14 protein-coding genes and 1 pseudogene are annotated in these 25,645 nt (G+C 67.9%); 6 read left to right on the top strand and 9 right to left on the bottom strand.

What is annotated here, in order from left to right:
• Positions 1-16: 16 nt before the first annotated feature.
• The 3 genes from uvrC to gltB are packed head-to-tail and all read right to left on the bottom strand — an operon-like array spanning position 17 to position 8,111.
• The gene (gene uvrC / locus ACQY7V_RS06700; protein ID WP_277299168.1) at positions 17-2,050 is read right to left on the bottom strand and encodes an excinuclease ABC subunit UvrC; all 2,034 of its coding nucleotides are present in this window, start codon (positions 2,048-2,050) and stop codon (positions 17-19) included.
• A 57-nt stretch (positions 2,051-2,107) separates the two neighbouring features.
• Positions 2,108-3,565, bottom strand: a complete 1,458-nt coding sequence (locus ACQY7V_RS06695; RefSeq protein ID WP_154477569.1) for a glutamate synthase subunit beta — start codon at positions 3,563-3,565, stop codon at positions 2,108-2,110.
• Complete coding sequence (gltB, locus tag ACQY7V_RS06690) at positions 3,558-8,111, bottom strand: glutamate synthase large subunit (protein ID WP_277299169.1); 4,554 nt, start codon at positions 8,109-8,111, stop codon at positions 3,558-3,560. Before gltB ends, ACQY7V_RS06695 begins: the two co-directional genes overlap by 8 nt.
• Positions 8,112-8,356: 245 nt before the next feature.
• On the opposite strand from gltB, the gene glnA reads away from it, so the two are divergent.
• The 4 genes from glnA (at position 8,357) to ACQY7V_RS06670 (ending at position 14,428) form a co-directional block, all read left to right on the top strand.
• On the top strand, positions 8,357-9,781 hold the full coding sequence (gene glnA, locus ACQY7V_RS06685; protein ID WP_277299170.1) for a type I glutamate--ammonia ligase: 1,425 nt from the start codon (positions 8,357-8,359) through the stop codon (positions 9,779-9,781).
• Positions 9,782-9,978: 197 nt separating this feature from the next.
• Complete coding sequence (locus ACQY7V_RS06680; RefSeq protein WP_320836394.1) at positions 9,979-11,817, top strand: AMP-dependent synthetase/ligase; 1,839 nt, start codon at positions 9,979-9,981, stop codon at positions 11,815-11,817.
• The gene (locus ACQY7V_RS06675; RefSeq protein WP_320836393.1) at positions 11,814-13,724 is read left to right on the top strand and encodes an AMP-dependent synthetase/ligase; all 1,911 of its coding nucleotides are present in this window, start codon (positions 11,814-11,816) and stop codon (positions 13,722-13,724) included. The genes ACQY7V_RS06680 and ACQY7V_RS06675 overlap by 4 nt, the downstream gene beginning before the upstream one ends.
• The gene (locus ACQY7V_RS06670; RefSeq protein ID WP_320836392.1) at positions 13,724-14,428 is read left to right on the top strand and encodes an SDR family oxidoreductase; all 705 of its coding nucleotides are present in this window, start codon (positions 13,724-13,726) and stop codon (positions 14,426-14,428) included. Before ACQY7V_RS06675 ends, ACQY7V_RS06670 begins: the two co-directional genes overlap by 1 nt.
• 31 nt (positions 14,429-14,459) lie before the next feature.
• Here the strand turns inward: ACQY7V_RS06670 and uvrA are convergent, their stop codons facing one another.
• Positions 14,460-17,318, bottom strand: coding sequence for an excinuclease ABC subunit UvrA (gene uvrA / locus ACQY7V_RS06665; RefSeq protein ID WP_320836391.1), 2,859 nt, complete (start codon positions 17,316-17,318; stop codon positions 14,460-14,462).
• A gap of 84 nt (positions 17,319-17,402) precedes the next feature.
• On the opposite strand from uvrA, the gene ACQY7V_RS06660 reads away from it, so the two are divergent.
• Together ACQY7V_RS06660 and ACQY7V_RS06655 are read left to right on the top strand one after the other, a co-directional pair.
• Positions 17,403-17,720, top strand: coding sequence for a YciI family protein (locus ACQY7V_RS06660; protein WP_195838708.1), 318 nt, complete (start codon positions 17,403-17,405; stop codon positions 17,718-17,720).
• 66 nt (positions 17,721-17,786) lie between these two features.
• Positions 17,787-18,068 carry a YciI family protein gene (locus ACQY7V_RS06655; protein WP_154477555.1) on the top strand — a complete coding sequence of 94 codons (282 nt, stop codon included), beginning with the start codon at positions 17,787-17,789 and terminating at the stop codon, positions 18,066-18,068.
• A gap of 21 nt (positions 18,069-18,089) precedes the next feature.
• On the opposite strand, the gene ACQY7V_RS06650 is transcribed toward ACQY7V_RS06655, so the two are convergent.
• The 5 genes and pseudogenes from ACQY7V_RS06650 to ACQY7V_RS06630 form a co-directional block, all read right to left on the bottom strand.
• On the bottom strand, positions 18,090-20,459 hold the full coding sequence (locus ACQY7V_RS06650) for an HAD-IC family P-type ATPase (RefSeq protein ID WP_320836390.1): 2,370 nt from the start codon (positions 20,457-20,459) through the stop codon (positions 18,090-18,092).
• Positions 20,460-20,487: 28 nt separating this feature from the next.
• The gene (locus tag ACQY7V_RS06645; RefSeq protein WP_235360941.1) at positions 20,488-21,501 is read right to left on the bottom strand and encodes a TerC/Alx family metal homeostasis membrane protein; all 1,014 of its coding nucleotides are present in this window, start codon (positions 21,499-21,501) and stop codon (positions 20,488-20,490) included.
• A 215-nt stretch (positions 21,502-21,716) separates the two neighbouring features.
• Positions 21,717-23,771: an excinuclease ABC subunit UvrB gene (gene uvrB / locus ACQY7V_RS06640; protein WP_407822789.1), complete on the bottom strand. Its 2,055-nt coding sequence runs from the start codon at positions 23,769-23,771 to the stop codon at positions 21,717-21,719.
• 19 nt (positions 23,772-23,790) lie between these two features.
• The gene (coaE, locus tag ACQY7V_RS06635; RefSeq protein ID WP_303778161.1) at positions 23,791-24,516 is read right to left on the bottom strand and encodes a dephospho-CoA kinase; all 726 of its coding nucleotides are present in this window, start codon (positions 24,514-24,516) and stop codon (positions 23,791-23,793) included.
• Between the two features lie 91 nt (positions 24,517-24,607).
• Positions 24,608-25,645, bottom strand: a pseudogene (locus ACQY7V_RS06630) (S1 RNA-binding domain-containing protein); the annotation flags it as partial.

The raw sequence follows: 25,645 nt of genomic DNA, 5'->3' as shown, positions 1-25,645 counted from the left end.
TCGGCTCCTTCACTGGCTACTGGCCCAGGTTAGTCGAGGAGGACTCGGCGGGTGCGGGCACGAGCGCGGCCGAGACGGCCGCGGCGAGCGCCGGCCCGATGCCCTTCACGGATGCGATCTCCTCGACGGAGGCGCTCCTCAGGCGCTTCACGGAGCCGAAGGCGGCGAGCAGGGCGCTTTGACGCGAGGGGCCCAGGCCAGGGATCTCATCGAGTACGGAGCGCGTCTGCGCCTTCGTCCGCTTCGAACGGTGCTTCGTGATCGCGAAGCGGTGAGATTCATCGCGGAGGTACTGGAGGAGATGGAGGCCCGCGGACGCCCTGGGCATGATGACCGGGAACTCCTCGCCGGGGATCCACACCTCTTCGAGCCGCTTGGCCAGACCGATGAGCGCGACGTCCGCGCCGATGGCGTCCAGCGCGCGTCTGGCGGCGTTCACCTGGGGAAGGCCGCCGTCGACGACGACGAGGTCGGGACGGTAGGAGAAGCGCCTGGGCCGGCCCGAGTGCGCCTCGATCGGTCCGGATGCGAAGGCTACCCCGTCCTCATCCTCGCCCTGGAGGCCCGATTCCTCGGCGAGCAGGCGCGTGAAGCGCCGTGTGAGGACCTCGATCATCGCGCTCGTGTCATCCGCGGCACCCGTGCCGTCGGCGCCCCGGATGTTGAACGCGCGGTAAGCGTCCTTGCGGGGGGCCCCGTCCTCGAAGACGACCATCGAGGCCACCTGGTGGGTCCCCATCGTATGGGACACGTCGTAGCACTCGATCCGAAGCGGAGCGGCCTCAAGGCCGAGGTTCTCCGCGAGTTCTTCGAGGGCCTTCGAGCGCTCCGTGAGATCGGAGGCCCTGCGGGTACGGTGAAGCACGAGGGATTGACGGGCGTTCTCGGCGACGGTCCCCATGAGCGCCGCCTTCGCCCCGCGCTGCGGGACGCGGAGGCCCACCCGCGCTCCTCTCAGCCCCGAGAGCCATCGGGTGAGCGTCTCGGATTCCTCCGGCATGACCGAGACGAGGATCTCCCGTGGGACGGCGGTCGTCGGCGTGTGCGCGATGTCGTCGACCGACGAGGGCGCGGCGGATCTCCTCGGGCCGCTCCGCTCGGACTGGGAGGGCGGGAGCTGCGAGTAGACCTGTTCGAGCAGGCGCGCCATGAGCACCGGTTCGCCGACCTCGTCGAGGCGGTCGATCACCCATCCCCGGGTGCCGCGGATCCTGCCGCCGCGCACGTGGAACACGTGGACGGCGGCGTCGAGCTCGTCGGCCTCGAGGGCGAACACGTCGGCATCGGTGCCCTCGTCGAGGACGACGGCGCTCTTGGCCAGGACCGTTTCGATCGCCTTGAGGTCATCGCGGAGCCGGGCGGCCTCTTCGAAGTCGAGTTCGGCCGCGGCCTCGCTCATCCGCCGCCTCAACTCCAAGACCACGGGATCGGAGCGCCCCTCCATGAAGTCGCAGAGGGACTCGGCGAGGAGGCGGTGGTCCTCGATCGTGATCCTGCCCGCGCACGGAGCGGCGCATTTGCCGATGTCGGCGAGCAGGCAGGGACGGCCCTGGGCCTTCGCCCGCGCGAGCACTCCCGGGGAGCACGTGCGCACCGGGTAGACGCGGGAGAGGAGGTCGATGGTCTCCCTGATCGCCCACACCTGCGTGTAGGGGCCGAAGTAGCGCGCGCCGGGCCTCTTCGCCTGGCGGGTCACGTGGACCCTCGGGATCTCCTCCCCCATCGTGACCGCGAGGTAGGGGTAGGTCTTGTCGTCCTTGAACATCACGTTGAATCTCGGATCGAACTCCTTGATCCACGTGAATTCCAAGGCGAGCGCCTCGACCTCGGTGCGCACGACCGTCCATTGCACGCGAGCCGCGGTGAAGACCATCTGCCGCGTCCGGGGGTGCAGATTCACCGGGTCCTGGAAGTAGTTGACCAGCCGGTTGCGAAGATTCTTCGCCTTTCCGACGTAGATCACCCGTCCCTGCTCATCGCTGAATCGGTAGACGCCCGGCGAGGTCGGGATCTCGCCCGTCTTGGGTCGATAGCTTGCCGGATCTGCCACGGCGACAGAATACGGGAGGGGGCGCCCGGAGCGCCTTCCCTCCCGTATCCGACCGTCTCAGGGGCGGTATTGCATCGTCGTCGGCGCGATCGGACTGGGCAGTTCGGTGCGGCCGCGCAGGTAGGCGTCGACGGAGGCGGCCGCCGAGCGCCCTTCGGCGATCGCCCAGACGATGAGGGACTGGCCGCGGCCGGCGTCCCCGGCGACGAAGACTCCGGGTACCGAGGTCTTCCAGTCGCCGTCCCTCTCGATCCGGCCGCGCTCATCGACGGCGAGCCCGAGCTGGGCGACGAGGCCCTCCTTCTCGACCCCGGTGAAGCCCATCGCCAGGAGGACGAGATCGGCGTCGATCCGGCGCTCAGTACCCTCGACGGGAGTCGGCCGCCCGGACTCCATCGACACATCGGCGAGCCTGAGGGCGACGACCTTCCCGGATTCGTCGCCGATGAGCTCCACGGTGGAGACCGAGTAGAGGCGCTCCCCGCCCTCCTCGTGAGAGGAGGAGACCTTGAAGAGCCTCGGGAAGGCGGGCCAGGGTTCGGAATCCGGCCTCTTCCTGGGCAGTTCGGGCATGATCTCCAGGCTCGTCACGGAGGCCGCGCCCTGCCGGATCGCCGTGCCCACGCAGTCCGAACCGGTGTCGCCGCCGCCGATGACGACGACGTGGCGGTCCTTGGCATTGATGAAGCCGTCTTCGACCCCGTCGAGCACGTGCTTCGTCGACGCCGTGAGGTAGTCGACGGCCTGGTGGATCCCCTTGAGGTGGCGGCCCGCCACCGGCAGGTCGCGGCCGCGCCTGGAGCCGAGGGCGAGGACGAGCGCGTCGAAGCGCTCGAGGAGGTCTGCGCCCGTGAGGTCCTCACCGATGTTCACCGAGCAGTGGAAACGCGTGCCTTCGGCGCGCATCTGGTCGAGGCGCCGATCGAGCACGGCCTTCTCGAGCTTGAACTCCGGGATTCCGTAGCGCAGGAGCCCGCCGGGGGCGTCATCGCGTTCGAAGACGGCGACCGTGTGACCGGCCCGTGTGAGCTGCTGGGCGGCGGCGAGCCCGGCGGGTCCCGAACCGACGACCGCGACGGTCCTGCCGGTGAGGCGCTGGGGGACTTGCGGAGTGACCCGGCCCTCCTCCCAGCCGGTGTCCGCGGTGGTCTGCTCGATGTTGCGGATCGTCACCGGTTCCTGATTGATCCCGAGGACGCACGCGGACTCGCACGGCGCCGGGCACAGCCGCCCGGTGAACTCGGGGAAGTTGTTCGTCGCGTGGAGGCGCTCGATGCCCGAATGCCAGTCCCCCCGCCAGGAGTGCGTGTTCCAGTCGGGGATCACGTTGCCCAGGGGGCAGCCCATGTGGCAGAAGGGCGTTCCGCAGTCCATGCAGCGCGATGCCTGATCCGACACGACGCTCAGGGGCAGGAGGCCGTGCACCTCCCGGTAGTCGCGGATGCGTTCGGCCACCGGGCGCTCCCCGGGCAGTTCGCGCTCGCGGATCGTGAGGAAGCCTTTCGGGTCAGCCATTGGACACCTCCAGAATCGTGCGCCAGAGCTCCGCGTCCTCACGCGGGGTGCCGGCGGCGTCGGCCTCGGCCAGGAGCTCAGTGACCCTGGCGTAGTGTGCGGGTTCGATGCGGGTGAAACGATCGAGGCCGCGACCGCCCGCATCGAGGAGGTCGGAGGCGGTGCGAGAACCGGTGAGGGCGAGGTGGCGTTCGAGGAGCGATTGCACCCGTTCGCGATCCTCGTCCCCGAGTGCGCTGAAGGTGAGCGCGGGAACGACGGCGGCGTTCATCGCCATCGGGTCGAGGTCGAGGATGTAGGCCGTGCCTCCCGACATTCCGGCTCCGATGTTGCGGCCGGTCGGTCCGAGGATGAGGGCCTCGCCTCCGGTCATGTATTCGAGGGCGTGATCGCCCACGCCTTCGACCACGAGCGTCGCGCCCGAGTTGCGCACGCCGAAGCGTTCGCCGACCCGGCCGGAGATGAAGAGCTCGCCCGAGGTCGCGCCGTATCCGATGACGTTGCCGGCGATGGTGTTCTCCGCGGCTTCGAAGCGGGCGCGCCGTGCGGGGGCGAGGGCGATCGTGCCGCCGCACAGGGACTTGCCCACGTAGTCGTTGGCATCGCCGAAGACGCGGATCGAAACGCCCTGGGGCAGGAAGGCGCCGAGCGATTGGCCCGCCGAGCCCGTGAGTTCGATGTCGATCGTGCCCGCCGCGAGTCCGTGGTCCCCGTAGCGCAGGGCGACTTCGTGCCCGAGCATGGTTCCGGTCGTGCGGTCGGTATTGCTGATCTGAGAGGAGATCGACACCGCCTGTCCGCTTTCGAGGGCGGGGCTCGCGAGTTTGATGAAGCGCTGGTCGAGGACCGAGTCGAGCCCGTGCTCCTGGGGTCTGACGCAGTGGAGCGAGGAACCGGGGCGCGGTTCGATCCTCTGGAAGATCGGCGTCAGGTCGAGGCCGGAGGCCTTCCAGTGGTCGATCGCCTGCCCGGCGTCGAGCAGGTCGACGCGTCCGACGGCTTCATCGATGGAGCGCAGGCCGAGCGAGGCGAGGATCTCGCGGACCTGCTCGGCGATGAAGGTGAAGAAGGTGATGATGTATTCGGGCTTGCCGGTGAAGCGCTCGCGCAGCTCGGGGTTCTGCGTGGCGACGCCCACGGGGCAGGTGTCCTTCTGGCAGACGCGCATCATGACGCAGCCGGAGACGACGAGCGGGGCGGTCGCGAAACCGAACTCCTCGGCGCCGAGCAGGGCGGCGATGACGACATCGCGCCCGGTCTTGAGCTGCCCGTCGGCCTGAACGACGATCCGGTCGCGCAGATCGCCCAGGACGAGGGTCTGCTGCGCTTCGGCGATGCCGAGCTCCCAGGGCGCGCCCGCGTGCTTGAGGGAGGTGAGAGGGGCGGCGCCGGTTCCGCCATCGGCTCCCGAGATGAGGACGACGTCTGCCCTGGCTTTCGATACGCCCGCAGCGATCGTTCCGACCCCGACTTCGGAGACGAGCTTGACGTGCACGCGGGCCTCGGGGTTGGAGTTCTTGAGGTCGGAGATGAGCTGTTTGAGGTCTTCGATCGAGTAGATGTCATGGTGCGGCGGCGGTGAGATGAGTCCGATGCCGGGGGTCGAGTGGCGCTCCTGGGCGACCCATGGATAGACCTTGGCGGCGGGCAGCTGCCCGCCCTCACCGGGCTTTGCGCCTTGGGCCATCTTGATCTGGATGTCGCGGGCGTGCGAGAGGTAGTCCGCGGTGACTCCGAAGCGGCCCGAGGCGACCTGCTTGATCGCGGAGTTGCGGAGGGGATCGCGGAGGCGCTCCGGGGCCTCGCCGCCCTCGCCGGAGTTGGAGCGCGCGCCGAGGGTGTTCATCGCGATCGCCATCGTCTCGTGCGCTTCGCGGGAGATGGAGCCGAAGGACATCGCGCCGGTCGCGAAGCGCTTGACGATCTCGGATACCGGTTCGACCTCTTCGAGGGGCACCGGTTCGACCTCGTCGGTCCGCAGGCGCATGAGGCCGCGCAGGGTCATGAGGCGTTCGGACTGATCGTCCACTCCTCGGGTGTATTCGCGGAAGATCTCGCGCGAAGCCGTCCTCGTGGCTGTCTGGAGCCGGGCGATGTTCTCGGGCGTGAAGAGGTGCTCCTCGCCCTCCCGGCGCCACCGGTATTCCCCGCCGACGTCGAGCGCCCGATGGGCGGGTGAGATCCCCGAGGGCGGGTAGGCGATCGCGTGGCGTTCGGCGACCTCCCGGGCGATGACGTCGATGCCGATTCCGCCCAGCGGCGAGGGCGTGCCCGTGAAGTAGCGGGCGACGAAGTCCTCGTCGAGGCCGATGGCCTGGAAGACCTGGGCGCCGCAGTAGGAGGAGACGGTCGAGATGCCCATCTTCGACATGACTTTGAGGACCCCTTTGCCGAGGGCCTTGATGAGGTGGGCGACCGCCTCGTCGGCGCTCGTCGATCCGAGGCGCCCCGTGCGCGCGAGCTCCTCCGCGGCCTCCATGGCGAGGTAGGGGGTGACCGCCGATGCGCCGTAGCCGATGAGGGTCGCCACGTGGTGCACCTCGCGGACGTCGCCGGCTTCGACGATGAGGCCGACGAGGGTGCGGGTATGGCGGCGCAGGAGGTGATGGTGGACCGCCGAGGTGGCGAGCAGCGACGGGATCGGGGCCATCTCCGCGTTCGTCTCGCGGTCGGACAGGACGAGGAAGGACACGCCCTCGTCGATCGCGGCATCGGCTTGAGCGCAGATGTCCTCGAGGGCCGCTTCGAGGGCCTCTCCCCCGCCCGAGCAGCGGTAGAGGCACGAGATCGTCCGGGATGAGAATCCCTTTCCGGCCTTGGCCGAACCGATGTGCGTGAGCTTGGCGAGGTCGTCGGAGCCGAGCACGGGGAAGTCGAGTGCGAGCTTGCGGGCGTGCTCGGGGCCGTCGCTCAGGAGGTTCGGCTGGGGGCCGACGAGCTGGCTGAGCGAGGTGACGATCTCCTCCCTGATCGCGTCGAGCGGCGGGTTCGTGACCTGGGCGAAGAGCTCTTTGAAGTAGTCGAAGAGCAGACGCGAGCGCTTCGAGAGGACCGCCAGCGGCGTGTCCTGCCCCATCGAGCCGATGGCTTCGGCGCCCGAGGCGGCCATCGGGGCGAGGACGACGTCGAGGTCCTCCTGGGTGTAGCCGAATTCCTGGAGCCTGCGCAGGACGGAGGAGTGGGAGTGGTCGATGTGCTCGCGCGGCGGCAGGTCGTTCAGGGAGACGATGCCCTCTTCGAGCCATTCCCGCCACGGCGCCGCTGATGCGAGTCCGGCTTTGATCTCGGAGTCGGGGATGATCCGTCCCCCGTCGAGGTCGACGAAGAACATCTGCCCGGGTTCGAGGCGGCCCTTGGATCGGATCCGGTCCTCGGGGACGTCGAAGACGCCGGTCTCGGAGGCGAGGACGACGAGGTCGTCCTCGGTGACGAGCCAGCGTCCGGGGCGCAGGCCGTTGCGGTCGATCAGGGCGCCGATCTGGCGGCCGTCGGTGAAGGTCACGGCCGCGGGCCCGTCCCAGGGCTCCATGAGCGCCTGGTGGTAGCGGTAGAAGGCGCGGAGGTCCTCGCCGATCCGCGGGTCGTTCTCCCAGGCCTGCGGGATCATCATCGCCATGGCGAGGGGAAGGGGGCGGCCGGCGAGGACGAGGAGTTCGAGCACCTCGTCGAGGGAGGCTGAATCCGAGGCGCCGTCGGTGGTCACGGGCATGAGGGGCGACAGGTCGCCGAGGGTTTGGGATGCGAGTCGTCCTTGGCGCGCGGCCATCCAGTTCCGGTTGCCGCGAACGGTGTTGATCTCGCCGTTGTGGGCGATCATGCGGAAGGGCTGGGCGAGGTCCCAGGAGGGGAAGGTGTTCGTCGAGAAGCGCGAGTGGACGAGGGCGAGGCGGGAGGTCATGGCCTCATCGCGCAGATCGGGGAAGAAGTCGGGGAGCTGGTGCGGCGTGAGCATCCCCTTGTAGACCATGGTCGTGGTCGACAGGCCCGACATGTAGACCCCGTGCTCGCGCTCGGCGCGGCGCCGGAGGCGGAAGGCCGCGATGTCGAGCGCGCGTCCGTGCCGTTGGGAGTTCGCGTCGGCGACGACGAGTTGACGGAAGGTCGGCAGCGATCCTCGGGCGGTCGGGCCGATGGGGCCGTCCTCGACGGGCACGTCGCGCCATGCGAGCACTCTGAGGCCCTCCTCCCTCGCGATGCGTTCGACGGCGGCGACCGCCTTGGAGAGTTCGACGCGCCGGTGGGCCGCTCCGGGGAGGAAGACGAGGCCGGCGGCGTAGGAGCCGGGTGCGGGCAGGTCGGGTCGGATCGCCTCTCTGAGGAAGGCGTCGGGCATCTGGATGAGGATGCCCGCCCCGTCGCCGGTGTTCTCCTCGGCGCCGACGGCTCCGCGGTGGTCGAGGCGCTCGAGGGCGGTGAGGCCGGCCTGGATGATCGCGTGCGTGGGGGGTCCGCTCAGTGCGGCGACGAAGGCCAGGCCGCAGGCGTCGTGTTCATTCGCCGGATCGTAGAGTCCGGTTCTCGTGACGGTCGGAGCGAGGACGCTCATATTCCCTCCCTGGTGCGAGCCGCGAATCACGGAGCGACGGTAAAGGCTCTGCAAAGTATCGAAAAAGCTTCGCCAATGATCACACTTCCCCACCCCAAGGCCTACTCTGGTGATCGACATGCGGACGCGGAGGCGCATGAGCACGCGAGAGTGCACTACCATTTCCTTGGTAGTTGATTGACCGATCCTTTACCATTTCCGCGAAGCCGCTTCTCACATCGCTCATCGTGAGGGAAGGACGAAATATGTTCACGAGTTCGACCGAGGTCGCGAGGTTCATCGAAGAGGAATCCGTCGAGTACATCGACGTGCGCTTCTGCGACGTCCCCGGCGTCCAGCAGCACTTCACGATCCCCGCGAAGCAATTCATCGAGGACGCCCTCGAGAACGGCCTCATGTTCGACGGCTCATCCGTTCGCGGGTTCACCGCGATCCACGAGTCGGACATGAAGCTCATCCCCGACATCACCTCGGCCTTCGTCGACCCCTTCCGCGTCGCCAAGACGCTCATCGTGAACTTCTCGATCGTCGACCCCTTCACCGACGAGCCCTTCTCCCGCGATCCTCGCCAGGTGGCCGCGAAGGCCGAAGCCTATCTCCGCTCGACCGGCATCGCCGACGAGTGCTTCATCGGCGCCGAGGCCGAGTTCTACCTCTTCTCGGACGTGCGCTATCAGGTGAGCCCGAACAACACCTTCTTCTCGGTCGACTCGCCCGAAGCCTGGTGGAACACCGGAAGCGAGGAGGAGGGCGGCAACCGCGGCTACAAGGTCCGCGTCAAGGGCGGCTACTTCCCCGTCTCCCCCCAGGATCAGTACGCCGACGTGCGCGACGAGATGGTCCGCAACCTCCAGGCGGTGGGCCTCGACATCGAGCGCGCCCACCACGAGGTCGGCTCCGGCGGGCAGCAGGAGATCAACTACCGCTTCGCGACCCTGCAGAAGGCAGCGGACGACATGATGAAGTTCAAGTACGTCATCAAGAACACCGCCCTCGAATTCGACCATTCGGCGACCTTCATGCCCAAGCCACTCTTCGGCGACAACGGCTCGGGCATGCACACGCACCTGTCCCTGTGGAAGAACGGCGAGCCCCTCTTCTACGACGAGCGCGGATACGGTTCGCTGTCGGACACCGCGCGCTGGTTCATCGGCGGTCTCCTCGAGCACGCGCCCGCCCTGCTCGCCTTCACGAACCCCTCGGTCAACTCCTTCCGCCGCCTCGTCCCCGGCTTCGAAGCGCCGATCAACCTCGTGTACTCGGCGCGCAACCGCTCCGCGTGCATCCGCATCCCCGTCACGGGCACCTCTCCGAAGGCCAAGCGCGTCGAGTACCGGGTCCCCGACCCCTCGGCGAACCCCTACCTCTCCTTCGCCGCCTGCCTCATGGCCGGCATCGACGGCATCAAGCGCCGCATCGAACCGGCCGCTCCGATCGACAAGGATCTTTACGAGCTGCCGCCGACCGAGTACCAGGACATCGCGAAGCTCCCCTCCTCCCTCGAAGCGGCGCTCGAGGCGCTGAGGCAGGACCACGAATTCCTCACCGAGGGCGATGTCTTCACCCAGGACCTCATCGACACCTGGCTCGACTACAAGGAGACGAACGAAGTCGCGCCGATGCGGGTCTACCCGCACCCCTACGAGTATCAGATGTACTACGATCTCTGAGCCGACCCGAGCTGCGGGCCCCAGTTCTCGTCTGGGGCCCGCAGCCGCGCGCGGGCGGGACCTAAGCGCAGCCCCGCCCTCGCCCCCGCCCGTCTCGCGCTCGACGGGCGAGCCTTCGCGGTGCGGAGCAGCAGAAGGCGCTACGCTCAGCACAGGTAGTCCAAATCTTGAACTAATGAATCCGGAGAAGAGGGCACATGAAGAAGCACCGCGACGGCTCCTATTCCACCGAGCCCAGGTTCCGCGTCGATCCCGGCGACACCATCGCCTCCTTCCTCCTCGAGCGCGCCCGCAAGCATCCCCACCACGTCGTCGTCGAACAGCGCACACCGGTCGGATCGACGCGGCCGATCACCGCCGAAGCGCTCCAGGCCTCGGTCGACGAGACGGCGCGCGGCCTGATCGCAATGGGGATCGCCCACGGCGACCCGGTCGCCATCCTCTCGGCGACCTCCTACGAATGGATGCTCCTCGACCTCGCCCTGCTCTCCATCGGCGCGATCTCGGTCCCCGTCTACGAATCCGATTCGGCGGCGCAGATCGCCCACATCCTGTCCGACGCCTCCATCACCCGCGTCTTCACCCAGAACTCCCAGCAGGCGGCACTCGTCGAATCCGTGTCGAACGACTCCGTCCTCAGCATCCACTCCTTCGAGTCCGGCGCGCTCCTCGACGTCGCAGCCGCGGGGAAGGGCGTGAGCGCCCGCGAACTCGACATCCGTCGGCGCGGAGTGCGCGCCGAGGACATCGCGACGATCATCTACACCTCGGGCACCACCGGCCTACCCAAGGGAGTCGTCCTCACCCATCAGAACTTCGTCGGAACCGCCTACGCCACGAGGCAAGTCCTCGGAGACATCATCGACTCGCCCTCGACCCGGCTCCTCCTCTTCCTCCCCGTCGCCCACGTCCTCGCGCGATTCGTCATGCACCTGGTCATCTCCGGCCGGGGAGTGATCGGATTCTCACCCGACATCAAGAACCTGCTGCCCGACATCGCGGCATTCAAGCCGAGCGTCCTCCTCGTCGTCCCGCGTGTCCTCGAGAAGGTCTACAACGCCGCGCTCGCCAAAGCGGGCGGCGGCATCAAGGGCAGGATCTTCGCATGGTCGGCCAAGCGTTCGAGGGCCTACGCCGTCGCGCAGGAATCACTGCTCGGCCCCTCCCCCGCCAAGAAGATCGGCCGCAGCGTCGCCGACGCGCTCGTCCTCAAGAAGATCCGCGCCCTCCTCGGCCCCGAGCTCCGCTACATCGTCTCGGGAGGCGCCCCCCTGTCCCCCGATCTCGCCCAGTTCTTCTCGGGCATGGGCCTCACCCTGCTCCAGGGCTACGGCCTGTCCGAATCCACCGGGCCCATCACGGTCCAGCTCCCGAACGACCGCGCCTCGGGGTACGTCGGGCCGGTCCTGCCGGGCAACGCGATCAAGATCGCGAAGGACGGTGAGATCCTCGTCAAGGGCGTCTCCGTGATGCGCGGCTATCACGGCCTGCCCGAAGAGACCGCCCGCGTCCTCGACCGCGGATGGTTCAGGACCGGTGACCTCGGGACGATCGACCGCAAGCACGGACTGCGCATCACCGGCCGCAAGAAGGAGCTCATCGTCACCGCCGGCGGGAAGAACGTGTCTCCCGAGGTCCTCGAGGAATCGCTCGCAACCCACCCCCTCATCGCATCCGTCATCGTCGTCGGCGAAGCCCGCCCCTACATCGGAGCGCTCATCGCCCTCGACCACGACATGGCGCCCTCGTGGTTCGCCACGCACGGGATCAACCCCGCCGAGGCCGGAAACGCAGCCGAGCACCCCAGAGTCCTCGAATCCCTCGAACGCGCGATCGCCCGCGCCAACAAGAAGGTGTCCCGAGCCGAGTCCATTCGGCGCTTCAGGATCATCGATGCGACCTTCACGGTGGAGAATGGATACATGACCCCCTCGATGAAGCTCAAGAGGTCGCGCGTGCTCGCCGACTGGGCCCACGAAGTGGACGCCCTGTACTCCGAAGGGGACAAGCAGAAGAGGAGCCTGAAGAAGCGATGACACTCCGTCGAATCGATGCCAACACCTGGGAGAACCCCGCGACCCGCGAGGCCGATCCCGGCTGGACCCTGCCGGGCATGCTCCGCAAGCGCCTCGAGGAGCACCCCGGCGAGATCGCCATCGAGATCCGCGGAGCGGTCGGCCAATGGCTGCCCATGAGCATCGATGAATTCGTCCGGCGCATCGACGACACCGCGCGCGGGCTCATCGGCATGGGCATCGGCCCCGGCGACCGCGTGGCGATCCTCGCACCGACCTCCTTCCACTGGGCGCTGCTCGACTACGCGGCGCTGAGCTGCGGGGCGATCACGGTCCCCATCTACGAGACCGACTCCGCCCAGCAGATCGATCACATCCTCAAGGACGCGCGGGTCTGCCTCGTCCTGACGGCCACGAGCCAGCAGGCCGATCTCGTCCGCACCGTCGCAGCGGATTCGATCCGCATCCTCTCCCTCGACCGGGGAGCGGAGAGGGAGATCGCAGCGGCCGCGCGCACCATCCCGGTCGAGGAGGTCCGCGCGCGCGGCGCGAAGGTCCGCATCGACGACGTCGCGACGATCATCTACACCTCCGGCACGACGGGCCTGCCCAAGGGCATCGAGCTCAGGCACGCCAATTTCATCGAGTCCTTCATCCAGGCCTACGACTTCCTCCCCGACCTCATCGCCTCCCCGAAGAGCCGGACCCTCCTCTTCCTCCCCCTCGCCCACTCCCTCGCGCGCTTCGTGATGTACGCCCTCATGTCCGGACGGGGCCGAGTGGCCTTCGCCCCGAACACGCACAACCTCGTCTCCGATATCCGCAGCTTCAAGCCGACGCTCCTCCTCGTCGTCCCCAGGGTGCTCGAGAAGGTCTACAACTCGGCGACCGCGAAGGCAGGCAAGGGCGTCAAGGCCTCGCTCTTCTCCTGGGCCGCGGCGCAGGCGAAGGCCGCATCGAAGGCCTCCGCCTACGCAGCTCCGCCCGAAATCGAAAAGGCGCCCGGCGTCGACGCGCCCATCACCGACACCTCCGCCGTTCACGATCCCTCGCTGCACCCCTCGCCCGGGCCGAGCCTCGCCCTGAAGACGAAGCTGAAGCTCGCCGACGCCCTCGTCCTCCGCCAGGTGAAATCCGTCCTCGGCCCGAACCTCAAGACCATCATCTGCGGAGGCGCGCCCCTCGCCGCGGACCTCGCGCACTTCTACCGCGGCCTGGGAATCACCCTCCTCCAGGGATACGGCCTCTCGGAGACGACGGGCCCCATCGCGGTCGAGTGGCCCTCCGACTTCCCGCCGGACTCCGTCGGCTTCCCCTGGCCCGGCAACACGATCCGCATCGCCGAGGACGGGGAGATCCTCCTCAAGGGCGTCTGCGTCACCCGCGGCTATCACAACCTCCCCGAGGAGACCGCGTCCGCCTTCAACGACGGATGGTTCCATTCCGGTGATCTGGGCTCCATCGACGAGTCGGGGCACCTGCGCATCACCGGGCGCAAGAAGGAGCTCATCATCACCGCCGGGGGCAAGAACGTCTCGCCCGAAGTGCTCGAGGACTCCCTCCAGACGCATCCGCTCATCTCCACCGTCGTCGTCGTCGGCGACGGTAGGCCCTACATCGGCGCCCTCATCACCCTCGATCCCGAGATGCTCCCCCTGTGGCTCGCCTCCAAGGGCCTCGAGGCCACCGATCCGGCCAGCGCCGCGGAGCTGCCGATCGTCCGCCAGTCCCTCGATCGGGCGATCGCCCGCGCGAACGAGAAGGTCTCACGGGCGGAGTCGATCCGCCGCTACAGGATCGTCAACGCCGCCTTCACCGTGGAGAACGGATACCTCACCCCGTCGCTCAAACTGAAGCGCCGCGCGGTCCTGCGCGACTTCAGCTACGAAGTGGACGCCCTCTACGCGGACGGCACGAAGGAGCACTGATGCCCGATCGCCCCGTCGCCCTCGTCACGGGAGCCACGCGCGGCCTCGGAAGCGCCATCGCACGCGCATTGGCGCCCACGCACCGCCTCATCATCGGGGGAAGGTCCGAAGAGGCCGTCACGAAGGCCTGCGCCGAATACGACGACGCGCTCGGCCTCATCGCCGATCTCACCGATGAGGACGCGACCGCACGGGCGCTCTGCGGCGCCCTGGCCCGAAGCGGAGGCCTCGACGTCCTCGTCAACAACGCGGGCATCGGCTGGAAGGCCCGCATCGAGGACACCGACCGAGTCCAGTGGCGCGAGATCCTCGAGACGAACCTCATCGCCGTCGCCGATCTCACGCGCCTGTGCCTCCCCGCGCTCAGGGAGTCCAGGGGCACCGCCGTCATGGTGAATTCGGGGGCGGGCGTGCGCATCTACCCCGAGGACGCCGCCTACACGGTCTCCAAATGGGCGCTGCGCTCCTTCACCGAGTGCCTGCGCGAGTCCGAACGCGGACGCATACGGGTCGTCTCCGTCCACCCCGGTCGGATCGACACCGAGATGCAGGTCCGCATGCAGATGCAGGCCGGGCGGCCCTACCGCGCAGAAGAGCACATGCGGGCCGAGGACGTCGCAGCCGCGATCCGCATGGCCGTCGATCTGCCCCTCTCGACGAACCTCGACGAGATCCACATGCGGACCACGGAAGTGAAGCTCTAAAGCCCCGCCCCCTCGTTCCTCGTTCCCTCGGTCAGGCGCCCGTCTCGACCGGGTCCTTCTTCAGGATCTCGGCGAGGAAGCGCCCGGTGTACGAACCCGGGACGGCCGCGACCGACTCCGGAGCGCCCTCGGCGACGACGAGTCCGCCGCCCGCCCCGCCCTCGGGGCCCATGTCGATGATCCAGTCCGCGGACTTGACGACATCCAGGTTGTGCTCGATGACGATCACCGTGTTCCCCTTGTCGACCAGCGACTGGAGGACCAGCAGGAGCTTGCGGATGTCCTCGGAGTGCAGGCCGGTCGTCGGCTCGTCGAGCACGTACACGGTCCGTCCCGTGGAGCGGCGCTGAAGCTCGGAGGCGAGTTTCACGCGCTGCGCCTCGCCGCCCGACAGGGTCGTCGCCGACTGGCCGAGACGCACGTAACCCAGGCCGACCTCGACGAGCGTATTGAGGTGGCGGGCGATCCGGCTGATCGGCGCGAAGAACTCGGCCGCCTCGGCGACCGGCATATCGAGGACGTCGGCGACCGACTTGCCCTTGTACAGGATCTCCAGGGTCTCCCGGTTGTAGCGGGCCCCGTGGCAGACCTCGCAGGGGACGTAGACGTCCGGCAGGAAGTTCATCTCGATGCGCAAGGTGCCGTCGCCCTTGCAGGCCTCGCAACGACCGCCCTTCACATTGAAGGAGAAGCGCCCCGGACCGTATCCGCGCACCTTCGCCTCGGGGGTCTCGGCGAAGAGCTTGCGGATCGCGTCCCACACGCCCGTATAGGTCGCCGGATTAGACCGCGGGGTCCGCCCGATCGGCGACTGGTCGACATGGACGACCTTGTCGAGGTGCTCGACGCCCGCGATCGAACGGTGACGGCCGGGGACGAGCCGGGCCCCGTTGAGCCTCGAGGCCAACGAGCGGTAGAGGATCGAATTGACGAGGGTCGACTTGCCCGAACCCGATACGCCGGTCACCGCGACGAAGCACCCGAGGGGGAAATCCACCGTCACATCGTGGAGATTGTGCTCCTTGGCGCCCTTGACGGTGAGGATCCGCTCGGGATCGACGGGACGGCGCTCCTTCGGCGTGCGGATGGCCCTGCGCCCGGAGAGGTAATCGCCCGTGATCGAGCGCGTGTTCTCCTTGAGCTCGGCGAGAGTGCCCGAATGGACCACCCAGCCGCCGGCCTCCCCCGCTCCCGGCCCGATGTCGACGATCCAATCCGCCGCCTCCATCGTCTCCTCGTCGTGCTCGACGACGATGAGGGTGTTGCCGAGGTCGCGCAGGCGCTTGAGCGTATCGATGAGGCGCCGGTTGTCCCGCTGGTGCAGGCCGATCGAGGGCTCGTCGAGGACGTAGAGCACGCCGACGAGCCCCGAACCGATCTGCGTCGCCAGGCGGATGCGCTGAGCCTCCCCGCCCGAGAGCGTGCCCGCGGCCCGGGAGAGCGTCAGGTAGGTCAGGCCGACGTCGATGAGGAAGTCGAGGCGGGCCTTGATCTCCTGGAGGATCGGGGCGGCGATCGCCGCGGCGCGGGCCTCGAGATCGAGATCCTCGATGTGGGCCCTGGCCTCGGTGATCGACAGATCGGACAGTTCGGCGATCGACAGTCCCCCCACCGTCACCGCCAGGACCTCGGGGCGCAGGCGCGCTCCCTTGCACACCGGGCAGGGGATCTCCCGCATGAAGGCGTCGAGCTTCTCAGTCACCCATTCCGATTCGGTCTCCTGGCGCTTGCGCTCGATGTAGGACACCGCGCCCTCGAAGCCCGTCGTGTAGGAGCGCTCGCGCCCCCAGCGGTTGCGGAACTTCACCTTCACCTCGTAATCGCGGCCGAAGAGGATCGCCTCCCTCGCCTCGGGCGCGAGATCCTTCCACGGCGTCGACATCGAGAACCCCAGTTCACCCGCCAAGGAGGTGAGAAGGCGCTTGTGGTAGGTGAAATTCGAGTTCCAGGGGATCACCGCGCCCTCGGCCAGGCTGAGCTCCTCATCGGGAACCACGAGATCCGGATCCACTTCCAGACGGGTTCCCAGGCCGGTGCAGTCCGGGCACGCCCCGTAGGGCGCGTTGAAGGAGAAGGTCCTCGGCTCGATCTCCTCGAGGGCGAGGGGGTGATCATTCGGGCAGGCGCGCTTCTCCGAATAGCGCCTGCGCCGTTCCGGATCGTCCTCGGCGAGATCCACCGCGTCGATCACGACCAGCCCGTCGGATAGGCGCAGCGCCGTCTCGATCGAATCGGTCAGGCGCTGACGCATCCCCGAGCGCACCACCAGGCGGTCGACGACGACCTCGATCGTGTGCTTGAGCTTCTTCTCCAGGACCGGCGCGTTCTCGAGCCGGACGGCCTCGCCGTCGATGATCGCCCGGGTGAAGCCCGAAGAGCGCAGCTCATCGATGAGGTCCTGGTACTCGCCCTTGCGACCGCGCACGACGGGCGAGAGCACCTGGAAGCGCGTGCCCTCCTCCATCGCGCGCACCCGGTCCACGATCTGCTGGGGCGTCTGGGCCTGGATGCGCGCACCGCAGACCGGGCAGTGCGCCGTGCCCGCGCGCGCGTAGAGGAGGCGGAGGTAATCGTGGATCTCCGTGATCGTGCCGACGGTCGAGCGCGGATTGCGCGAGGTCGACTTCTGATCGATCGAGACGGCCGGCGAGAGCCCCTCGATGAAGTCGACATCGGGCTTGTCCATCTGCCCGAGGAACTGACGCGCATAGGACGACAGGGACTCGACGTAGCGCCGCTGGCCCTCGGCGAAGATCGTGTCGAAGGCCAAGGAGGACTTGCCGGACCCCGATAGGCCCGTGAAGACGATCATCGCATCGCGGGGGAGTTCGAGCTTCACGTCCTTGAGGTTGTGCTCGCGGGCGCCGGAGATGATGAGTGAGTCATGCACACCGCGATTCTACCCGGGCGAGCGCCCGCCCGTCGTACATGTGTTCCATCGCGGACGGCGTGCGATCACTGGCATGATGGGCGAATGAGCCTTTACGTGATCGAATACACCTACGACCACACGCTGGATTCCCTCATCCAGACCTTCCGCCCGGCGCATCGCGAGTTCCTGCGCCGCCTGCATGGAAGCGGTCGGCTCGTCGCCTCCGGATTCCTCCGCGACGGCCGCTCCAACGATGCGCTCATCATCCTCTCGGCCTCCTCCGCCCAGCGGGTCGAGGAGATCCTGGCGGAGGATCCTTTCGAGACGAACGGATTCATCCTCTCCAAGCGGATCCGCGAATGGGTCCCCACCATCGGCATGGCGGCAGACGGTTTCGACACGGAGTTCCCGATCTCCTGAGCCGTCCGGCGCCTTGATCCGGCGATTCGGGCGCCTCGGGCGCGCCTTGCGTCCTATCGTTGGGCCATGGCCCATTTCGCTGTGTTCTACGAGTACGATCCTTCGAAGTCCGAGCTCGCCGATGAGGTCCGCCCGCGCCACCGCGCCTTCTTGGCCGATCTCAAGGAGCGGGGCGCGAATGTCGCTTCGGGCCCGCTGAGCGGCGATGGCCCGAACGCCCTCCTCATCTTCGAGGCGGATTCCGCTCAGGCCGTCGCGGAGCTGCTCGACGCGGATCCCTTCAAGGTCTGCGGAGTCATCATCAGCCGTTCCATCCATCCGTGGAATCCGGTGATCTCGCGGTTCTGACGCCGCTCCTCGAACCGTCCTTCAGGCCCTTCCGGCCTCCTCCGCCCGTTTCACGAGACGACGGTTGAGCATCCGGTAGGCGGCCTCGATCGCCGCACCCGCGAGGACACCGGCGACGAGGATCACCGCCCACTGCCCGGGCGTCGGCACGGCGAGGGCGAAGAACTCCCGCGTCACCGGCACGAGGACGCCGAGCGCGGCCATCGCCCCCATCGCCGCGAGGAGGAGGATCCTCCAGCCCACCAGGGGCCGGGCCGTGATGGAGAGCAGCCACAGCGCACCGATCATGAGCGCGAGGGTCGCAGCGGTGCGGCCCTCGACCGTGCCGACCCCCACGAGGTGATAGGCGCTCAGCGAGGCCACGGCCAGGCCGACGCCCGCGGGCACCGCCAGCGAGAGGATGCGGGGGAGGAATCCCGGAACGTACCGCCTCGCATTGGGCGCCAGGGCGAGGGCGAAGGCGGGGATCCCGATCGTGAAGGCCCCGATGTAGGTGAAGTGCCTGGGCAGGAAGGGATAGGGAGCCGCGGCGATCGCGATCGCGATGACCGTGATCGCGGCGTAGACCGTCTTGGAGAGGAACAGGGCGGCCACGCGCTCCATGTTCGCGATGATCCGGCGCCCCTCGGCCAGCACTCCGGGGAGGACGGAGAAGCGCGAATCGACGAGGACGATCTGAGCGACGGCCTTCGTCGCCCGTGCGCCCTCCCCCATCGCGATGCCGAGATCGGCGTCCTTGAGCGCCAGGGCGTCGTTGACGCCGTCGCCGGTCATCGCGACGCAGCGGCCCCGCGCCTGAAGCGCCTGGACCATCGCCCGTTTCTGCTCGGGCGTGACGCGGCCGAAGACATCGGCCCCCTCGACGGCATCCGCGAACTCGTCCGAGAGGTGATCGTCGGGGAGCTCGCGCGCATCGACGACGCGCAGTTCCCCGCCGTCGGGACGGTGGAGGCCGGCCCTTCGCGCCAGAGCGCCCACCGTCAGGGCGTTGTCGCCCGAGATGACCCTCAGGCGGATCCCCTGCTCCTCGAAGTAGGCCATCGTCTCGGCGGCATCCGAGCGGAGCTCCTCCTCGAGGATCACCAGGCCGAGGGGGCGCCGCTGCGGGGGAAGATCCTGCGCAGGGGCCGAGGGCGCGGCCGCCACGAGCACGACCACGCGTCGGCCCGAAGAGGCTTCGGAGTCGATCCTCCTGCACAGCTCAGCGGACGCGCCGTCGGGCAGCAGGATCTCGGGGGCGCCCAGGTACCAGCTCGCCGACTCGGTCCCGATCGCGGCCCACTTGCGGGCCGAGGAGAAGGGGACGCTCCACTCGGCCTCGAGGGCGGGGAGATCCTGTTCGAGGGCGCGCGCGATCGCTCGCGAGGTCTCATTCGACGAGAGCGCGGCGAGCGCGGCCAGAGCCGCTCCGGCCTCTTCGGGGGCCTCGTCGAAGAGGCCGAGCTCGCGCACCGCGATCCGCCCGGTCGTGAGGGTCCCCGTCTTGTCCGTGCACAGGGCGTCGACGCGTGCGAGCACCTCGACCGCGGGCAGCTCCTGGACCAGCACCCCGCGCCTCGCCAGAGTCGCCGATCCGATGGCGAAGTTCATCGAGGTGAGCAGGACGAGTCCCTGCGGGATCATGCCCACGACGCTCGCCACCGCCAGGACGATCGCGCCCGACCAGTCCGCGCCCTCGGCGATTCGCGTCTGCGACCAGATGGTGAGGGCGATCATCGGCAGCAGGAGCGCCGAGATCACCTTGAGCACGCGGTCGATGCTCGTCTGGATCTGTGAAACGGTCGGTGAATAGACCCGCGCCCTGCGGGCGAGGTCCTGGGCGTAGACGCGATCGCCGACGGTCGTCGCCCGCATGGTCGCCGATCCCGACACGACCGAGGTGCCGGCGAGGAGGGGGTCGCCCTCCTGCTTCTTGACGGGCTCGGATTCTCCGGTGAGGAGGGACTCGTCGACCTCCAGTCCCCCGGAGGCAGCGACGATCCCATCGGCGCAGATCTGGTCGCCGAGCTCGATGAGGATCACCTCGTCGAGGACGACCTGCGAAGCCGGGACCTCGACGACGCTCCCGTCGCGGCGGACCCGCGCGCGCGGCGCATCCACGATCGCGAGGGAGTCGAGGGTGCGTTTCGCCCTGATCTCGGACGTGATGCCGATGACCGCGTTGAAGATCATGACTCCGGCGAAGACGGCGTCCTGAACGTGGCCGAACACGAGGATGAGGACGGCCGCGGTCGCCAGGATCGCGTTGAACGCCGTGAAGACGTTCTCGCGGATGATCGATCCCAGGGAGCGGGAGGTCTTCGAGGTCGTCGTGTTCACCTCGCCCCGAGCAATGCGCTCGCGGACGTCGGCGGCCGTCAGCCCCTGCTGTATATCGATGAGTTTGTCCACGTGTTCGTCTCCATCGGCCCGCAGCGGATCAGTCGCGCGCAGGCTCCACCTGCTTCTTCTTCGCCTTCACCTTCGAGCCGATGAGGGAAGCCGCGACTGTCAGCGCGATCGTGACGAGGATGAAGACGAGCGAGGGGACGATTCCGATCTCGGGCGCCCAGTGCATCCCCTCGCCCCCGTTGAGGAAGGGCAGGGTGTTCTCGTGCATCGCGTGCAAAATGAGCTTCGTGCCGATGAATCCGAGGATCGCGGCCAGTCCGAAGTGGAGGTAGATGAGCCTCTCGAGCAGTCCGTCGATGAGGAAGTAGAGCTGACGCAGGCCGAGCAGGGCGAAGGCGTTGGCGGCGAACACGATGTACGGCTCGCGCGTCAGGCCGAAGATCGCGGGGATCGAGTCGAAGGCGAACATGAGGTCCGCGGTGCCGAGGGCGAAGACCACGAGCAGCATCGGGGTGAGGTAGGTCCGGCCGCCGTGCCGGTGGAGGAACTTCTGCCCCATGAAGCCGTCGGTGACGGGGAAGACGCGCCGCATCATCCTGACGAAGGAGTTCTCGCGGTACTCGTCCTCGGATTCCTCTTCGCCGCCGACGCCCTCGCGCGCCTGGGAGAGCGCGGTCCACAGCAGCCATGCGCCGAAGATGAAGAAGACCCAGGTGAAGCGCTCGATGAGCGCAGCACCGATGAGGATGAAGACCAGGCGCAGGACGAGGGCGATGATGATCCCCGAGAGGAGCGCCTTCTGCTGGAAGTTCCTCGGCACCCTGAACGAGGTCATGATGATGATGAACACGAAGAGGTTGTCGAGCGACAGGGCCTTCTCGGTGAGGAAGCCCGCGTAGTATTCGCCGGCGTACTGGGCGCCGTAGACGAGCCAGATGATGAGGCCGAATCCGAGGCCCAGGAGCACGTAGCCGAGCGACCACCAGGTAGCCTCTTTGAGCGTGGGGGCGTGCGGCTTCCGAACGTGACCGACGATATCGACGGTGATGAGCGCGAGAATAACGACGGCCAGACCGAACCAGCCGAGGGCGTGAACATGCACGGTGTGGGAACCCCTTAGAGGTACGAGCGATCGGATGAGGTCTCTTCCCACCCGAATGGGCGGCTGGTCCGAGCATTGCTCGTCTCCAACGCCGTGGTGACGAACCAGCACTTCTTGGGATTACTCCCCTCGGGGATCATTCTACCCCCGAGCAGGCCCGAAGCGCCTTTCGGACCCGCCTGTGCACGGCGGAATTCCTCACGTTCCCGCCTCCTTCAGTTGGCCGCCCGCATCTGGCGCAGCTCCTTCTTGAGGTCCTTGATCTCATCGCGCAGTCTGGCCGCGACCTCGAATTGGAGCTCGCCCGCCGCCGTCATCATCTGCTCCGAGAGGTCCTCGATGAGGGCGACGAGTTCGCCCTCGGCGCCCGCCGCGCCTCGCGCCGTCGCCGAAGCGCGGGCCGATGCGCTGCGCTCCTTGCGGTAGCCCCCTTCGAGGAGTTCTTCGGTGTCGATCTGCTCGCGGGCGAGCATGTCGGTGACATCCGCGATCTTCTTGCGCAGTGGCTTGGGGTCGATGCCGCGCTCCTCGTTGTAGGCGATCTGCTTGGCGCGGCGGCGCTCGGTCTCCGAGATCGCCGCCTCCATCGAGTCGGTGATCCGATCGGCGTACATGTGGACCTCGCCGGAGACGTTGCGGGCGGCGCGCCCGATCGTCTGGATGAGCGAACGGGTCGAACGGAGGAAGCCCTCCTTGTCGGCGTCGAGGATCGACACGAGCGAGACCTCGGGCAGGTCGAGGCCCTCGCGCAGGAGATTGATGCCGACGAGGACGTCGAACTTGCCCATGCGCAGCTCGCGCAGGAGCTCGACGCGCCGCAGCGTGTCGACGTCGGAGTGGAGGTATTCGACGCGGACGCCGCGCTGAGCGAGGTAGGTCGTGAGGTCCTCGGCCATCTTCTTCGTCAAGGTGGTGACGAGGACGCGCTCGTCCTTGTCGACGCGGACCCGCACCTCCTCGAGGAGGTCGTCGATCTGCCCCTTCGTCGGTTTGACCACGATCTTCGGATCGACCAGTCCGGTCGGGCGGATGATCTGCTCGACGACGCCGTCGGAGCGCTCGAGCTCGTAATCCCCCGGCGTCGCCGAGAGGTAGACGGTCTGGCCGATCCGCTCGACGAACTCGTCCCATTTCAGGGGCCGGTTGTCCATCGCGGAGGGCAGCCGGAATCCATGATCGACGAGAGTGCGCTTGCGCGACATGTCGCCCTCGAACATCGCGCCGATCTGCGGGACGGTGACATGGGACTCGTCGATGATGAGGACGAAGTCGTCGGCGAAGTAGTCGAGGAGCGTGTGCGGCGGCGTCCCCTGCTCGCGGCCGTCGATGTGGCGGGAGTAGTTCTCGACTCCCGCGCAGGAGCCGATCTCACGGAGCATTTCGAGGTCGTAGGTCGTGCGCATGCGCAGGCGCTGCGCTTCGAGGAGCTTGCCCTGGGACTCGAACCATGCGAGGCGCTCGGCGAGTTCGGCCTCGATCGAGGCGATCGCCCGTTTCATCCGCTCCTCGCCCGCGACGTAGTGGGACGCGGGGAAGAGGTAGACGTGATCGACCTCGGAGATGACATCGCCGGTGAGCGGGTGGAGGACGGCGAGGGCGTCGATCTCGTCGCCGAACATCTCGATGCGGATCGCGAGCTCCTCGTAGACGGGGATGATCTCGATCGTGTCCCCGCGGACCCGGAAGGTGCCGCGGGTGAAGGCGATGTCGTTGCGGACGTACTGCATGTTCACGAAGGCGCGGAGCATCTCATCCCGATCGATTCGCATGCCGCGCTCGAGCTCGACCATGCGGGCGACGTACTCCTCGGGCGTGCCCAGGCCGTAGATGCACGAGACGGAGGCGACGACGACGGTGTCCCGTCTCGTCAGTAGGTTGTTCGTCGCGCTGTGGCGCAAACGCTCGACCTCGTCGTTGATCGAGGAGTCCTTCTCGATGTAGGTGTCCGTCTGCGGGATGTAGGCCTCGGGCTGGTAGTAGTCGTAGTAGGAGACGAAGTACTCGACCGCGTTGTTCGGCAGGAGTTCGCGGAATTCAGCGGCGAGCTGGGCGGCGAGGGTCTTGTTCGGCTCGATGACGAGGGCGGGGCGCTGAACCCGTTCGATGAGCCATGCGGTGGTCGCCGACTTGCCCGTGCCCGTCGCGCCCATGAGGACGATGTCCTGCTCGCCGTCGTTGAGCCTGCGGGCGAGTTCGGCGATGGCCGCGGGTTGATCGCCCGAGGGCGTGTACTCGGAGATCACCTCGAAGGGGTGCTCCTGGCGCAGGATCGTCCGTTCGTTCACGGCTTCACCGTAGACGCTTCCGGGCCCGCTCGCCCGCCAGGGGCCTTGCGGGCCGCAGCCAGGAGCGATCGATCGCCTCGACGAGGCCGATCGCGTCCTCACGGGTTCCGGAATTCTCGACGAGGATATGGGCGAGGGCCCGTCGATCGTCATCGGAGGATTGGGCGGACATGCGGCTCAGGGCTTCGTCACGGGGGGTCCCGCGGACCTCGAGGCGTTCGAGCCTGAGCTCCACGGGGGCCTCGACGACGAGGATCGCGTCGAATCGCCCGGCGAGTCCGGCTTCCACGAGGAGGGGGACGTCGTAGACCGCGAGTCCGTCTTCGGGCGCCCGTGCGAGGATCGCGGCGGCGCGATCGGCGATGAGCGGATGCAAGATGGCCTCGACCTCCTCCCGGGCATCGCGATCGGCGAAGATGATCGCCGCGAGGGCGGCGCGATCGAGCCCTCCGGAAGCGAGGAGGATGTCCTCGCCGAAGCGGTCGATGAGCCGCTGAAGGCCCTCACTCCCCCGTTCGACGACCTCGCGCGCGATGCGGTCGGCGTCGGCCACCGTAGCGCCGATCCCCTCCAAGGCCGAGGAGACCGTGCTCTTCCCCGAGCCGATGCCCCCGGTCAGGCCGATCCTCAGCGCCCTTGCGCGCGGGCGATCGAAGGGGCGCAGCAGGCGGGCCCTCGCCCCGCCCTCCTCAAGGGAGCGCGGCGCGGAGTCGAGATCATGCGGGCTCATTCCCCCATCCTCCCGCAAAGGGGCGCGCCCCGCGAATCTCTTCGCGGGGCGCGCCCCTGAGTGAGCGAAGCGGGACGAACCCGGATCGGACTCAGTTGTTGTTCGTCAGCTTTTCACGGAGGGCCGCGAGGGCCTCATCCGAGGCGAGAGTGCCGGAGGAGTCCACGGGGGTGGAGTAGGAGGCCTGCTCTTCGACGGAGGGAACCGCCTCGACATCCTCCTCCTGAGCCTTGAGGACCTGGGCCTTGTGGGCCTCCCAACGGGCCTGGGCCTCGGCGTACTGGGCCTCCCAGGCTTCGCGCTGAGCCTCGTAGCCCTCCATCCACTCCTGGGTCTCCGGATCGAAGCCCTCGGGGTACTTGTAGTTGCCGTTCTCGTCGTACTCGGCGGCCATGCCGTAGAGCGAGGGATCGAACTCCTCGGAGCTCGGATCCACGCCCTCGTTCGCCTGCTTGAGCGACAGGGAGATGCGGCGGCGCTCGAGATCGATGTCGATGACCTTGACGAAGGCGTCATCGCCGACCTTGACGACCTGGTCGGGCAGGTCGACGTGGCGCTGGGCGAGCTCGGAGATGTGGACGAGGCCCTCGATGCCGTCCTCGACGCGCACGAAGGCGCCGAAGGGGACGAGCTTGGTGACCTTGCCCGGCACGACCTGGCCGATCGCATGGGTGCGCGCGAAGGCCTGCCACGGATCCTCCTGGGTCGCCTTGAGCGAGAGGGAGACGCGCTCGCGGTCCATGTCGACGTCGAGGACCTCGACGGTGACTTCCTGTCCGACCTCGACGACCTCGGAGGGGTGGTCGATGTGCTTCCAGGAGAGCTCGGAGACGTGCACGAGGCCGTCGACGCCGCCGAGATCGACGAAGGCGCCGAAGTTGACGATCGAGGAGACGTTGCCCGTGCGGACCTGGCCCTTGGCCAGGGTGTGGAGGAAGTTCGTGCGGACCGCGGACTGGGTCTGCTCGAGCCACGCGCGACGGGACAGGCCCACGGTGTTGCGGTTCTTGTCGAGCTCGATGAGCTGCGCCTCGATCTCGCGGCCGAGGTAGGGCTGGAGATCGCGGACGCGACGCATCTCGACGAGGGAGGCGGGCAGGAAGCCGCGCAGGCCGATGTCGAGGACTCA

Origin of the sequence: Schaalia sp. (genome assembly GCF_050312375.1) — a bacterium.
GTDB lineage: Bacteria > Actinomycetota > Actinomycetes > Actinomycetales > Actinomycetaceae > Pauljensenia > Pauljensenia hyovaginalis.
Note: the sequence above shows the minus strand (reverse complement) of the source record. Positions and strands in the feature narration are given on the sequence as shown.

Excerpts from the sequence above, each read along its gene's own strand:
- ACQY7V_RS06695 (WP_154477569.1), bottom strand. The coding sequence starts at position 3,565 with ATGGCTGACCCGAAAGGCTTCCTCACGATCCGCGAGCGCGAACTGCCC.
- gltB (WP_277299169.1), bottom strand. The coding sequence starts at position 8,111 with ATGAGCGTCCTCGCTCCGACCGTCACGAGAACCGGACTCTACGATCCG.
- glnA (WP_277299170.1), top strand. The coding sequence starts at position 8,357 with ATGTTCACGAGTTCGACCGAGGTCGCGAGGTTCATCGAAGAGGAATCC.
- ACQY7V_RS06680 (WP_320836394.1), top strand. The coding sequence starts at position 9,979 with ATGAAGAAGCACCGCGACGGCTCCTATTCCACCGAGCCCAGGTTCCGC.
- ACQY7V_RS06675 (WP_320836393.1), top strand. The coding sequence starts at position 11,814 with ATGACACTCCGTCGAATCGATGCCAACACCTGGGAGAACCCCGCGACC.
- ACQY7V_RS06670 (WP_320836392.1), top strand. The coding sequence starts at position 13,724 with ATGCCCGATCGCCCCGTCGCCCTCGTCACGGGAGCCACGCGCGGCCTC.
- ACQY7V_RS06660 (WP_195838708.1), top strand. The coding sequence starts at position 17,403 with ATGAGCCTTTACGTGATCGAATACACCTACGACCACACGCTGGATTCC.
- ACQY7V_RS06655 (WP_154477555.1), top strand. The coding sequence starts at position 17,787 with ATGGCCCATTTCGCTGTGTTCTACGAGTACGATCCTTCGAAGTCCGAG.
- coaE (WP_303778161.1), bottom strand. The coding sequence starts at position 24,516 with ATGAGCCCGCATGATCTCGACTCCGCGCCGCGCTCCCTTGAGGAGGGC.